The following is a 12,693-nucleotide window of genomic DNA, read 5'->3' as shown; positions in this document are numbered from 1 at the left end:
CGTGAGACGCCGGCGCGAAGAGGAGAGATCATGTCGAACCCGCCGCTTCCCGAGGAAGCAGTCGCCATGCTGAAGAGGCCGAATCCGGCCGTCATCACCACGCTCCAGTCCGACGGCCGGCCGGTGTCCACCGCCACCTGGTATCTCTGGGACAACGGCCGGATCCTGGTCAACATGGACGAGGGCCGCAAGCGGCTGAACCACCTACGCGACGACCCCCGGGTCAGCCTCACCGTGCTCGACGAGGGCAACTGGTACACACATGTCAGCATCATCGGGCACGTCGCCGACATACACGATGACAAGGATCTGACCGACATCGACCGGCTGGCCCAGCAGTACCTCGGGAAGAAGTACCCGCAGCGGGAGCGCGGCCGGGTCAGCGCCTGGATCGAGATCGACCGCTGGCACGGCTGGGGCAAGCACAAGGACAGCGATCAGCCCGGCTGACGTCCACCCGGCCATCGAACGGCTGAGAGTCGGCAACGATCTGAGATGACAGCGCGAAGGCCGGGCACCCGATTCACCTCGGTGGTCCCGGCCTCTCGGTTGAGCTACACCGGCTCGCGCCGGTGGCGGGATTCGAACCCGCGACCGCCCCATCAGAAACCGTTAGCGGCATGATGCGGCGGGACCGCGCATTTCAGGTGGTGCTGCCGCCGCGCCCGCGGCTGAGCAGCGCGGCGATCGGTACGGCCGCAACCAGGCCGCTGAGCAGCACCGCGGCAAGCGCTCCCAGGACTGCCTGCTGGTTGCCGAAGGCGATGCCGACGGCGGCCAGCGCGGGCCCCGCGTTGCGCACCGCCGCGACGCCCCCCATGGTGGTGCGGCGCACCGGCGGTCCCGTGGCCAGCAATGTGCCTGCGGTGAACGCGGCGACGGACAGGACGAACCCCGCGAGCAGCGCGCGTGAGCCGAGCAGCGCGACGACTTCATGCCAGCTGCCCAGAAGCATGCCCGCCAGCACGATCATGAACGTCACGTTCGACACCTTGACGGCGACGGGATGCCACGATAGCGCCGTGGGCGGTGCGTAGCGGCGCAGAACGAGTCCGACGGCGAACGGCACAAGCTGCAGGACGGCCACGGTCCGCACCAGCGCGGCGACGTCGAGGGAGACTCCCCCGCCGACCTCGGCCGCGGTGAGGATGGCGTTGGCCGTCGGGCCGAAGGTGATGCTGCCCGCCGTGGCGAGCAGCACCTGCATCGCCGCGCCCGCGACCACGTCTCCGTTCTGCACCATGCCCAGCTTCGCCCCAAGCGGCCCGCCCGGCGAGGACGCGACGAGCACCAACGCTATGAAAGGCGCCGTGGACAGGCCGAACAGCGCGGCGACCCCCCAGCCCAGCAGCGGGATGACCACCAGGTTGGCCGACAGCGCCAGCAGGAGCAGCGGGAGATCGGCCAGGATGGCGCGCAACGCGGGCAGTGTGGCTCCGAGACCGGCCGCGAACATGGTGGTCGCGATGAAGATCACGGTGACCGCGTTGGTCACCAGATGCAGCGTTTCCATGCGCCCCTCCCGCCCCGATAGCGACCGTCCCCGGGCGGAACCCGTCGCCGTACCTCAGCCTTCGAGATCGCCGAGCCAGCGCAGGGCGCGCAGTCCAGGCATGAAGCAGTACTCGCCGCCACGTACGACGACGAACTGCGGCAGCGACGGCAGGCGCCGCCGGACCGGCCGCCGGGGGATCGTGAAGTCACCCGGGCCGTCGTTGGATCCGACTATGGGATCTCTCGCGTCGCCCGCGCCGAAGAAGACGCCGTCGTTCATCCATTGCGACTGGACGAACTCGAACTGCCGCCCGAGGTGCGCTCCGACGAACGTGAACATCAGTCCGCGGTCGGCTCCGTCGTCTTCCAGGACCCCGTCGGGCAGCAGCGGACCGTACGCGGTGCCGCGTCTGATCATCCGGTGCAGCCTCGGCGCTCCCGCCACCGCGGCGTCGCGGGGATTGGCCCGGCGGATGTGGCTGCCGCAGGGAGTCGTGAACCCCACCGGATCGTCCTGCTCGTAGATGAAGCTGTTGTTGCGGCCTCGGTCGGCGCCGAGGTCGGGGTCGTCGTGCTGCGGGCTGAGCGCCAGCGGCGCGCCGCTGCGCCAGCGTCCCATGATCTTCGCCGCCAGCAGTTCCTCGTCCTCGGGACCGCTCGAGTTGTCCCTCAGGTACCGCCGGAACACGGCGACGCGCTGGTGGAGCTTGCGGAAGGCCACGAAGGTGCCGTTACGGCCCAGTACCTCGGGCCCCAGGGCCTGGACGCCGCCCATCTCGTCGCGGTAGCCGAGCACGAACTCGCCGGCCTTGAGCGGCGCCTCCAGCTTGTTCGACCCGGCGATGCCGCTGCCCTCGACAGCCGGATGGCTGATGCCGTCGCGGTAGCCGAAGGGCTCGGTCTCGCCGGGCAGCGCGTAGCAGTCCTGCCGCCAGATCGCGGCCACGCCGGGAAGGCCGCGATACGCCGGCCGGGCGCGGTCGATGGCCGCCTCCAGTCGCGCGCTGTCAGGCGCGAGCGCGGTGAGCACCACGTGGACCTCGGACGTGCCCAGCGGCGCTTCCCAGTTCTCGGGGGCGCTCTCTCCGGTGTCGCCCAGCACCTTCGCCCGTGCGACCATCCCCTGCCGGAACTCCCAGGGGAACGTCTCCAGCGACTCCCGCGGCACTCCCAGGGCCTTGAGGCCGTGATAGGTGACCGCGACGCTCACCCAGGCCTCGCCCAGGGGACTCATCGAGTCGGCGGCCGAGGTCACCACCGCGCTCACGCGCCGCATCAGCTCCCGCCCGTGCGCGCGGTCGTCGATCCGGAACAGGATGTACGTCGCGGCGTACGGGGTCGGGCGAGGGCTGAGAACCCCGCGCTGGATGTCGTCGAGTTCGAGCGTGACGTGCGTTTGCCCGGTCACGAATACCTCCTTTTCCGTGGGACTACTTGAGCGAGACGAGGTTTCTCCAGAAATTGCGCAGGCTCTCGTCGCCGCCGAACAACGAGCTGAAGATCGTGGAGTCCGCCATGAGGATGTCGCCGGCCCGCTCACCGCGCGGGGGCATCCATAGGAACATGTTGAACTCGGTGTTTCCGGCCTCCGTGAACGGGTGCGGCCTGGACCTGTCGACCGGTTGCCTGCCCAGCACATGGATGACGTCCGGGTCGTCGGTCGTCACGGCGTAGTGCGGCAGGTGCATGTGGAAGTTGAAGGTGGTCACCCCGTCCAGCCACCCCTTGGTGTCCAGATCCCCGGTGATGGACAGCGGGGCGATCTTGCCTGGTTCCCGCACCGCGGGGCGCAGCCCGTAGCGGTTCTCGACGGGCACTTCGAGCCCTTCCATCAAGGATCGGGTGTACCTGCCGAACCGCTGCTGGCGGGGGACAAGCGGGTCGCCGTGGTGGTGGTACTCGACGTCGCGCACGGCCAGGTCCTCCGAGGCGCCGACGTCGTGATGCGGCCCCAGGACCAGGCAGGTTCCCTCCCGGCGGAGGAACTCGCGCAGTGCCTCGATCTCCTCGGGCGCGGCGTCCTGCCCGGTGATCATGTGATCCAGCCCGAACACGAACAGGGTGTCGGTGTCGGCCAGCACCCGGTCGTCGAGCGGAGTCTGGAAACCGGCTTGGTCGACGCGCTGATAGACCGGCACGGGGTGCCCGGTGGTCTCCTCGACGAACTGCTGGAACGGCACCCAGGCCCAGAAGAACAGCTCCAGCGTCCCCGCGATGCCCTGCTGGAACCGCATCGGGTCGGACCACTTCGGTTCCTCGTAGGCGGGCCAGGCCACGCGCCGGACCTCGGTCATCGTGGAGAACCGGTTGTCGAGCTCGGCCGGGTTCCTGCCGGCCTCGGCTGGATAGCTCCATGCGACGTAGATGCTCACCCGTCGCCGGCCCGGAGTGTATTCGCGCGGCACGTGGTTCTGGTTGTAGGTGCGCGCGGTCCTGAATTCGTTCATTTCATCTCCGATCTACAGCGGGACATGCGGGGGCCCGATATCACTGCAGCTGGTCGAGCATCTCCGAAAGGGCACCCTTGATTCGCAGAGCCTTTTTGATCTCGTCGGCGGTGACGTACGGATATTCCCCGTACTCGATGAAGCTGGGGCAGTGGTGCTCGCGCACGAACCTGATGAACGCCTCCGGATTGGTTCTCCAGTCTTCGGGAAAACCCTCGAGATTCTCGAAGGCCGTGCTCACTCCCGCCCTGCTGAACAGCATGATGGCGTCTTCGGTGTATTTGTCGAAGTCGGTGTCGAAGATGCCCTGGTACATGAAACGCGTGTCGTCGTCGAAGAGCACCCAGCGCAGATAGTGCAGCTTGAGCGGCGCGAGGAGGTTCGAGTCGCCTTCCAGCGCCTTGGCCAGCGTGTAACCGTAGTTGCGTATCGCCTCGGCGCGGCCGGGCTTTACCTTCGCGATGATGGTGAACCCGTAGCACGCCGGGGTCCTCGGAAAGACAGGGCCGTATTTTCCCTGCTCGAGATGGTCGGTTTCCTTGGGGATGACAACCGCCTGCGGCTTGATTTCCATGCCGGTTCCTCCGTCGTTCGGCGCGAGAAATCCCCACACTACGACAAAGAGGTATAAATACGGTCATGTAACCACATTGGACACCACTGCATTCGACCGCATTTGGGGTGATCGTCTTTTGCGCTCTCGCGACCGTCGCCGCGTCGTCTCGCACACCGTGCGCCGGCCGGTCGGCATCGCCGAGAAATCCTCGACCTTCAAAACCAAGGGCTCGCCGAGAGCTTCCAGTCAGGGCTGCGTCAGGCGGCCAGGAGGGGAGAGCCCTTGGACCTGGAGACCGGCCTGACCATCACAACAGGAGTCGACGCCACAAATTAAAGATCAGTAAAAGTGGAAGTAACCGTCACCTGCGCACCGGGAGGTGCGTTCATGACATTACGGGTGATCAAATCGGCACGCACCCTATTTTCCGGTCACACTCGCCGCGGTCCGGAGGCCCCGATGCCGGATCCGACCGGACCCGTGGCGGGGAACGGCCAGGCCCTGTCCGCCAACAGGTTAATTTTCTTCTGTGAGTGATCCATAATATCGCCATGAACGCGCGTTTTGCCATTTGGGCGGCAGTAGCGGGTGTGACCTCCGTAGCGATCACCATCTATGTGCACGTCGGCCTGGAGGCCGCGGACCAGATATCCAGTTCGGCCGGCCTGGTGGTCGCGTTGCTCGCAGCCGCCCTCGCATTTGATCAGGTCGCCACACAACGGAAAAAAGGGGTGGTAGTAAACCCTGAGGCGCCGGCGATTCCGGAGGCGAGAAGATTCATTGAGGACCTGCGCCGGCTGCGGGGAAACTCCTCATTCAAAGAGGTCGGCGCACATATGGGGCGTCATTCCAGCTTCCTGGCGCGGCGCCTCGTTCCAACCGGGCCGTTGCCGTCGCTGGAGTTCGTCAGGGCCTACACCTCGGCGTGCGGGGCCGACCCTGCCCCCTGGGTGGACCGCTGGTCGGCGCTGGCTCGGGCCACCATGGCAGCGGCGCCGTCCAGGCGGAAGAAGTCGGTGCACGCCGTGGCGAGGATCACCGTGCTGGCCGCAGTAGTGATCGCCGGGGTCTGGGTGACGGAAAAAGCCCTGCCGACCCGCGCGAAGCTCGATTCCTCCCCGGTCATTCCCACCTCGTCTCCGGCGGCCAGCCCGGCGCCGATAGCTTCCGGACGCGGTTTCCCGATGAACATCGAGAGCATGACCATGCGCATCTTCTCGGGGGACTGGACCCAGACCGTCAGTGGCGACATCGAGGTCTGGTCGAACCTCACCTGCCCGTCAGGGGTCACCACGTACTGGATGGCCCTGCGGCCGATCGGCACCGTCGCGCAGTTCACCTGCAACTCCTGGCAGCACCACAAATGGGTCGATGTCCCCGAAGGATTTTATCACTTCGAGATCTGGAAACAGCGTGACGGCCAGACGATCACTGGGAACGCAGTCGTGCACACCAGCGTGCCCATCACCTTCCACCCCAAATCCAATCCGTCGACGCTGAAGCCTTCGGCGGGAACCCTGCAGGAATCCACCCCCTCCCCACCCCTCCGACAGCCAGTCGATGAGTAACTCCCCCATGCTCGCGCGTCGAACGCTCCTTTCCGGACAGATCCGGACGAAGCAATCAGGAAGCAAGGACACAAATCACTAGACATCACAAAAAGGTGTTTCATCTATCAGAGGAGCCTTTCCTGAGCCGCGAAGACACTGCCGCTCGGGGAGGGCGGCTTCAACTCCAAAGCGCTGATCGGCGCGTGTGACACCAGGTGGAAGGTGCCCCGCAGCGCCGAGCGCGACGGCTTCGTCATCACGCACACGACGACGGCGAACTGCCTGGACCGCGCCCTGGATGGCCGGCGGTGGACCCTCAGGCGGGGGTGAGCGACGGCTCCCCTGCTGCTCGCATCGCCTCACGATCGAGGTCTGCCACAACGCCCCTAAAGCACCCGATACCGCCCTATTAACCACCGATATTGCGGAACCCCCTCCCAAATAAGCGTTCATGCCGCACTATGCGCACCTGCGGGAACCTTCGGGCCTCGCTGACATCCAACCTCGTACGCGCCGACGCCCATTCACCGGACGCGAGCCGTACTCCCCGATGTTGATGAAGGTGTCGTGATCATGACGTCGAATGTGACGCGGTTATATCAGGCGGTGCTGCGCGACCCCACCCCTCCGATCTCGATCCGGCTGCGCCGCAGCTTCTCCGACTGGGTCGTACGGAAGGGGTTCCCGCCGCCGAGCGCCGCGGTGGTGAAGGACGAGGCCGAGGCCGGCGGGGCCCGGCTGGTGATGGAGCGGCGCGGCGACTGCGGCCGTTACACGCTGGACGAGCCGTACGGGCAGGGGCGCCTGCGGACCCGGGTGACCTACACCGAATCGACGCCGAACATGACCGGATGGGTGGTCGTCACCGTGGAGCAGCACGGGGGACCTGACCCGGCCGCGAGGCGGGAACCGGACCGGACCGGGAGACGGAGCGCGAAGCAGCGCGGGAAACAAGGAGCCGAACAGCAACCGGAACCGGCGATGGTGAAGGCGCCGGGTTTCCTCCCGGCGTACCTGAACACCGCGCGAATCAGTGACGGCGCCGTCCAGGTGGAGGGCGCCGCGGTGCTCCTCACCGAGGACGACGTGCAGCGATTCGTCTCCGTGATGACCGAGCCCCGACGCCGGGTACCGATACTGGTCATCTCCGCAGACCCTCGCGACCCCGAGGTGGCGCGGGAGCGCGCCGATCATCTGGCCGACGGCGTCGCCGGCGCGGGCCTGGTCGTACGGCTGGCCGACCTGCGCGCCCAGGACCGGTTCAACGAGGCGATGGGCCCGGAGCTGGGCGTGTTCGGCGGGGCGATCCGCACCTACTTCGCCCCCTTCGATCCCGCCGGGGAGCACTATCCCCGCCGGCACCCGCCCATGGGCGACGCCGCGATCCGCGGCCGGGGCGCCGCCGCCCTCGACCGGATCGTCGACGGGGTGATCGGTGAGACCGCACATCGCAAGGTCCCCGACGACGTGCGGCGCACGCTCGATGTCGTCCACCGCGTACTCGCCGGACGGGCCGAACTGGGCGAGATCGCCGACGCCGCCGCACCCCGGCCCTCGAAGGTCGATTTCGCCCGTGAGGAGATGCGGCGGCGGATGATGGCCATGACCAGGCGTCCTACCGTCCCGAAGGCCGAAACCGTCACCCCCGCGGAAACCACCGCGGAGGCCACTGCGGAGGCAGTTGCGGAGGCAGTTGCAGAGGCGGCCGGGGGGACCGTGGAAACCGGGCCGGTCTCCGCCGCGGCGGAGGTCGCCCAGAGTGTCGCGGACATGGTGGTCAAGGAACTGCGCGGGGAGTTGGAGACGGCGCTGGGACTCGCCACCTCGTCACAGATCGCGGGCGACTCCGGCCAGGTGCTCCGCGAGATCCGCGTGCTCGGCGCGCACCTTTCCGGCCTGCGTGACATCGTCGCGGAACGGCGCGGCGACGGGCCTGCCACCGAGACGGAGAAGAACCTCCGCGACGAGCACCGGCTGCTCAACGAGGAGTACGCCGAGGCCGTCACGAGCGCCAGGAAGCTCGCCGAGCGGGTCCGCTGGCTGGAGCGCAGGCTCGCCGAGGCGGGCCAGCCGGTGTACGGGGTGACCGAGGACGATCCGGTGTTCGAACCCGGCGGCCTGGTCGAGGTTCTGGCCAAGGCCCGCGAGAGCCTGCATCACATCGGTGTCGGCGACACCGACGGCGCCGCCGCCCGGCTGGACCTGGAGCATCACATCCAGTGCCGTACCTGGGCGGCGAAGGCATGGGACGCGCTGCGCGCCCTGGACGACTTCGCGGGGGCGCGGTCCGGCGGGAGGTTCGCGGGCGGCTTCTACGACTGGTGCGCCGGTGACTCTCCCGGTCGCCGCACCATCCCCACCGGGATGCTCTCCATGCGCGAGTCGAAGAGCGTGGTCACCCGTGCCAAGTTCAGCGCCCCCCGCAGGTTCGCCGTCCCGCCCGAGGTGCATCCGAGCGGGCAGGTCCTGATGGAGTCGCACATCAAGCTCCGGTCCGTCGGGTACCCGGCCCCTCGGATGTACTTCCACGACGACTCCGCCGGCACCACCGGCAGGATCTGGATCGGCTACCTGGGCGAGCACCTCCCCAACACCCGTACCAACTGACCGGGAGCTCAGCCCGCCGGGGCCGGCTCGGCATCCGGCCCGAACCGCCGCCGGTAGGCCAGCGGGCTGAGCCCGGTCTGCCGACGCGGCCGGGCGAAAGGCCGCTACCCGGCGGCCGGTTTCCTGGCCGCGAACCGCTCGACGGTGCCGAGTTTGAAACGCTCGTGCCGCTCCACCGCGAATCCCATCTCGCGCACCCCGATCAGGGGCCGGCGGCAGTAGTGCTCGCCGGCCGCCGGCACGCTGAAGAGGTCGACCAGCCGCTGCCCCATTCGCAACGGCCAGGACGACGAGGCCACGTGGTCGGCCAGGAGCAGCAGGCCGCCCGGTTTGAGCACCCGGGCCATCTCCTCCAGCGCCGCCCGCTCGTCGGAGATGCCGCAGAGTGAGAACGTGCAGACGACCGTGTCGAAGCGCTCGTCGGGAAAGGTCAGTGCGCGCGCGTCGCCCTGCCGCAGGTCGGCCGCCCGGCCGAGAGTCTCGGCCCGGCGCCGGGCCACCGCGAGCATGGCGGCGCTCCACTCCACCCCGGTCAGCCGGACGTCTCCTGGGTAGTGGGCGAGGTTCATCCCGGTGCCGACCGCCACCTCCAGGGTGTCGCCGGACGCCTGCCCGCACAGCCACGGACGGCTGCCGGCGAAGAAGCGGCGCTCGACGAACTCCATCCGCCGGTCGTACGAGTCGGCCTGCCTGTCCCAGTATCGACGCGACCGCGTGTCCTGCATTGAGGAGTTCGTCATGATTTCAAGGTAACTCTACGGCGGCTGCCACGCGGCTGAGCGACTCAGCGGTGGACGACCACGGTCGTTTCGCGGGTGGACGCCGCACAACCGGCGCCTGGCCGGGGATGTCCTCCCGGGAAGAGTTCATCGTGAAGACAACACTCAGGACTTAGGTTCACATAAAAAATCTTTGTGCGTTCAGTTCACATTTCTCGGAAGATGGTCTACGGTCCATGAGTGTGACGCGGCGCACACTCGATCGGATTACCGAGCGGAGTCCCCTCGCTCCGGTCCGGTTCGGGCCGCGCGTCCCGTCGCGGGAAACCCCAGTCCAGCAGTGCCGCCGGGCACCGACCTCGGAGGAAACATGGGCAGCGTCGACCGTGCCACCCTGACCCGGGGCGGCAACCCCGTCGCCCTGGCGGCCAGTGGTGACCGCGCCGCCGGAGCGGCGAGTGGCGACCAGACGAGCGGGCCGGGCGCGGGCATCCGTGCCCTGGTGATCCCGCACGAGGAGCGCATCGTCGTGATCGCCGAGGAGCAGCGCGCCGTCGACCACGCGTACGACTGCGTCGAGCGCAGACGGCTCGGCGCCGACCGGGTCAGGAGCACGCACGGCCAGGAGCACCCCGACACCGGCCTCCCCTTCGTCCCGGACGTGCCCCCCGAGTTCGGGGTGGAGGACGACCTCGGCGAGCAACCGCTCGTCTTCATGCGCGTCGACGTCGCCGACGACCCGGACGGCCAGGAGACCTGGCGCATCGGACGCCGCGCGGTCCGCGACGCCGAGGGCGATCTCGTCGTGATCAGCTGGACCACCGAGCAGGCGGTCCGCTGGATGAAGGCCCGTGCCTCCCGCCCCGGCGAGATCCGGCTCCGCCGCAAGCTGCGCCTGCACGGGCGCACGGTGACCGACTACCTCGACGACATCCGGCCCCGGGTCGCGAACCGCAGACTCCAGGAGGTCCCCGAGGCCGTCTCCCCCACCGAGGAACCGCCCGGCGAGAACGCCGACGCCTTCCTCCTCGCCGACCTCGACCGGGCCCGCGACGGGCTGATGCGCGACATCGTGGAGACCATCCAGCGAGACCAGCTGGACCTGGTCTCCGACGGACGGCCGGGGGTGCTGGTCGTGCAGGGCGGCCCGGGGACCGGCAAGACCGCGGTCGGCCTGCACCGCGTCATCTGGCTGCTGGACCCGACGAACCGGGGGCTCACCCCGGACGACGTCCTGGTGATCGGGCCGCACCGGGGGTTCCTGCGCTACGTCAGCCAGGTCCTGCCGAGGCTCGGCAGCCGGGGGGTGGCGACGGTGGAGGTGGCGCGGCTCTGGGACGGCGAGGTCCGCGCCGTCGACACCCCCGCGGCGCACCTGGTCAAGTCGGACGAGCGGATGGCCGAGGTGCTGCGCCGCGTCGTCGAGAGCGGCATCCGGCCCGAGGCGCCGGCCTCGCACATCAGCGACGACGTCTTCAGCACCCCGTACCGGGGAGCCGCGCTGACGCTTCCCGGCGCCGAGATCGAGGCGCTCGCCGTCGAGGCGCGCGACTCCAGCGGCCCCTACCTGGTCCGCCGCCGCAAGTTCGTCGACACGTTCGTCGACCGCCTGCTGAGCAGGTACGCCAAGGCGCTTCCCGGGCAGCGCCCGGACGGCGCCCTGCGGTCCGGGATCGAGAAGCACGGCCGGGTGGCCTCCCTGATCAACGCGATGTGGCCCGCACTCAACGCCGAGACCATCCTGCGCAGGACGTTGAACGACCCGGACGCGATCCACGCGGCGGCTCCCGGCGTGCTGACCGAACAGGAGCGGGAGGCGGTGCTGCGCCCCCGGGTGAGCCGTGCCTCCGAGGAGCCTTGGACTCTCGACGACCTCGTCTGCCTTGAGGAGCTGCGCCACCTGTTGTCCGGGGACGAGCCACGCCGCTACCGGCACATCGTGGTGGACGAGGCCCAGGATCTCACCCCCATGCAGGCGCGCTCCATCGCCCGCCGCTGCCCCGGCGGCTCGATGACCGTGCTCGGCGACCTCGCCCAGACCACCGGCGTCCGCCAGTACGACGTGTGGGGACGGCTCGCCGGAATCCTGAGCGGGCGCGACGGCTGGCACCTGGCCGAGCTGGCCGTGGGCTACCGGGTCCCCGACGAGGTCATGCGGTTCGCGGCGCCGCTGGCCAGGGCCGTGTCCCTGTCCACCACGGTCCCGGTGTCGGTACGCCCCGCCGACGAGACCTCGCTGACGATCGCGCGGACCGGACCCGAGCGGTTGGCGGACGAGGCCCTCGCGCGGGCGCTGGATCTCGCCACGGCCGACCTGGAGCGGTCGCGGTCGGTCGCGCTGATCGCCCCCGACGGCACCGTGCTGTTGGAGGAGCTGGAGCGGAAGGTCGCGGCGCTGCAGGGAACCGTCGCGGCGGACGACGTGCCGCCGGTGAGCGTGCTGCCCGCGACCATGGCCAGGGGCCTGGAGTTCGACCACGTCGTGGTGGTCGAACCCGCCGCCATCGCCGACCAGGGGCCCGCGGGACCGCGCCGGCTCTATGTGGCGATCACCAGGTGCACCCAGTCGCTCACCGTCGTCCACGCGGCGCCGCTCCCCGAGGTGCTGGGCGGACCGGAGGCGCCGGCGCTCGCGGCGCCGGAAGAACCGGCTACTGCCACGATCACGGTGCAGAACGGGTCGGCACACCCCGTACCGAAAGAACTCGCCACCTCAACGCTCACCATGCCCGGGAAACCGATCACTGCCACGATCACCGCGCAGAACGGATCGGCACACCCCGTACCGGAGGAACCCACCGGCGCCGAGGAGAACATCACGATGAGGCCCGACACCCCGGCCACGGATGAGAGCTTCCGGTCCTTCGCCTCCTCGCTGGAGGAGCGGGTCGGCGCCGACAGGCAGTGCCACGTCCACGAGCAGGTGCGTTACCGGCTCATCGCCGAGCTGCACGGGGCCAGGCTCGCCCCCTCGCAGTCCCCTCTCGCCGACATCACCTGCAAGGGTCCGCGGGGAGCGGTCCTGTACGAGGTTCTGGGAGAGGGCGGGCACACCTACGAGCGGATGCGCGAGGCGGTACTGCGGATCATGGAGGTCCAGCACGTCGGCGGGGACCGCGCGGAGCACCTCTTCCTTGTGCTCCCCCAGGCCCCCGAGCCCGCGTGGGCGCCGGCGATGCTGACCACCGGCTTCGACATCGCGACGATCTGGAGAGACGGCACCGGATGGGCCGGGGAGGATCTGGCCACCGCCCTCGGCCAGGCTCCGGGCTGACCCGCCGCGGCCGGGTGGATCACCCCGCCCGAGCGCGGTGCTCTCT

Annotated in this window: 10 protein-coding genes; 4 read left to right on the top strand and 6 right to left on the bottom strand. The window is 69.1% G+C overall.

Annotated elements, in window-relative coordinates; all coding sequences use genetic code 11:
- Positions 1 to 30 precede the first annotated feature (30 nt).
- On the top strand, positions 31 to 450 hold the full coding sequence (locus ABT061_RS03890; RefSeq protein WP_350912349.1) for a PPOX class F420-dependent oxidoreductase: 420 nt from the start codon (positions 31 to 33) through the stop codon (positions 448 to 450).
- Positions 451 to 643: 193 nt separating this feature from the next.
- Here ABT061_RS03890 and ABT061_RS03885 read toward each other — a convergent pair whose 3' ends face one another.
- The 4 genes from ABT061_RS03885 to ABT061_RS03870 are packed head-to-tail and all read right to left on the bottom strand — an operon-like array spanning position 644 to position 4,515.
- Positions 644 to 1,513 (bottom strand): bile acid:sodium symporter, encoded by an 870-nt coding sequence (locus ABT061_RS03885; RefSeq protein WP_350912347.1) that lies wholly within the window; start codon positions 1,511 to 1,513, stop codon positions 644 to 646.
- Between the two features lie 54 nt (positions 1,514 to 1,567).
- The gene (locus tag ABT061_RS03880; RefSeq protein ID WP_350912345.1) at positions 1,568 to 2,902 is read right to left on the bottom strand and encodes a Dyp-type peroxidase; all 1,335 of its coding nucleotides are present in this window, start codon (positions 2,900 to 2,902) and stop codon (positions 1,568 to 1,570) included.
- A gap of 22 nt (positions 2,903 to 2,924) precedes the next feature.
- Positions 2,925 to 3,941 carry a hypothetical protein gene (locus ABT061_RS03875; RefSeq protein ID WP_350912343.1) on the bottom strand — a complete coding sequence of 339 codons (1,017 nt, stop codon included), beginning with the start codon at positions 3,939 to 3,941 and terminating at the stop codon, positions 2,925 to 2,927.
- A 40-nt stretch (positions 3,942 to 3,981) separates the two neighbouring features.
- Positions 3,982 to 4,515 (bottom strand): hypothetical protein, encoded by a 534-nt coding sequence (locus tag ABT061_RS03870; protein ID WP_350912341.1) that lies wholly within the window; start codon positions 4,513 to 4,515, stop codon positions 3,982 to 3,984.
- A gap of 533 nt (positions 4,516 to 5,048) precedes the next feature.
- On the opposite strand from ABT061_RS03870, the gene ABT061_RS03865 reads away from it, so the two are divergent.
- Complete coding sequence (locus tag ABT061_RS03865) at positions 5,049 to 6,065, top strand: hypothetical protein (RefSeq protein WP_350912339.1); 1,017 nt, start codon at positions 5,049 to 5,051, stop codon at positions 6,063 to 6,065.
- Positions 6,066 to 6,172: 107 nt separating this feature from the next.
- Here the strand turns inward: ABT061_RS03865 and ABT061_RS03860 are convergent, their stop codons facing one another.
- On the bottom strand, positions 6,173 to 6,304 hold the full coding sequence (locus tag ABT061_RS03860) for a hypothetical protein (protein ID WP_350912337.1): 132 nt from the start codon (positions 6,302 to 6,304) through the stop codon (positions 6,173 to 6,175).
- A 316-nt stretch (positions 6,305 to 6,620) separates the two neighbouring features.
- On the opposite strand from ABT061_RS03860, the gene ABT061_RS03855 reads away from it, so the two are divergent.
- Positions 6,621 to 8,654, top strand: a complete 2,034-nt coding sequence (locus ABT061_RS03855; protein WP_350912335.1) for a hypothetical protein — start codon at positions 6,621 to 6,623, stop codon at positions 8,652 to 8,654.
- Between the two features lie 104 nt (positions 8,655 to 8,758).
- On the opposite strand, the gene ABT061_RS03850 is transcribed toward ABT061_RS03855, so the two are convergent.
- Positions 8,759 to 9,394, bottom strand: coding sequence for a class I SAM-dependent methyltransferase (locus ABT061_RS03850; protein WP_350912333.1), 636 nt, complete (start codon positions 9,392 to 9,394; stop codon positions 8,759 to 8,761).
- Positions 9,395 to 9,743: 349 nt separating this feature from the next.
- On the opposite strand from ABT061_RS03850, the gene ABT061_RS03845 reads away from it, so the two are divergent.
- Positions 9,744 to 12,647 (top strand): HelD family protein, encoded by a 2,904-nt coding sequence (locus tag ABT061_RS03845; protein ID WP_350912331.1) that lies wholly within the window; start codon positions 9,744 to 9,746, stop codon positions 12,645 to 12,647.
- The last annotated feature ends 46 nt before the right edge of the window (positions 12,648 to 12,693 follow it).

The organism is Streptosporangium sp. NPDC002544 (assembly GCF_040295965.1).
Lineage (GTDB): Bacteria > Actinomycetota > Actinomycetes > Streptosporangiales > Streptosporangiaceae > Streptosporangium.
This window is presented reverse-complemented; position numbering and strand designations above follow the sequence as displayed.

Excerpts from the sequence above, each read along its gene's own strand:
- ABT061_RS03850 (WP_350912333.1), bottom strand. The coding sequence starts at position 9,394 with ATGACGAACTCCTCAATGCAGGACACGCGGTCGCGTCGATACTGGGAC.
- ABT061_RS03865 (WP_350912339.1), top strand. The coding sequence starts at position 5,049 with ATGAACGCGCGTTTTGCCATTTGGGCGGCAGTAGCGGGTGTGACCTCC.
- ABT061_RS03870 (WP_350912341.1), bottom strand. The coding sequence starts at position 4,515 with ATGGAAATCAAGCCGCAGGCGGTTGTCATCCCCAAGGAAACCGACCAT.
- ABT061_RS03860 (WP_350912337.1), bottom strand. The coding sequence starts at position 6,304 with ATGACGAAGCCGTCGCGCTCGGCGCTGCGGGGCACCTTCCACCTGGTG.
- ABT061_RS03875 (WP_350912343.1), bottom strand. The coding sequence starts at position 3,941 with ATGAACGAATTCAGGACCGCGCGCACCTACAACCAGAACCACGTGCCG.
- ABT061_RS03885 (WP_350912347.1), bottom strand. The coding sequence starts at position 1,513 with ATGGAAACGCTGCATCTGGTGACCAACGCGGTCACCGTGATCTTCATC.
- ABT061_RS03890 (WP_350912349.1), top strand. The coding sequence starts at position 31 with ATGTCGAACCCGCCGCTTCCCGAGGAAGCAGTCGCCATGCTGAAGAGG.
- ABT061_RS03845 (WP_350912331.1), top strand. The coding sequence starts at position 9,744 with ATGGGCAGCGTCGACCGTGCCACCCTGACCCGGGGCGGCAACCCCGTC.
- ABT061_RS03855 (WP_350912335.1), top strand. The coding sequence starts at position 6,621 with ATGACGTCGAATGTGACGCGGTTATATCAGGCGGTGCTGCGCGACCCC.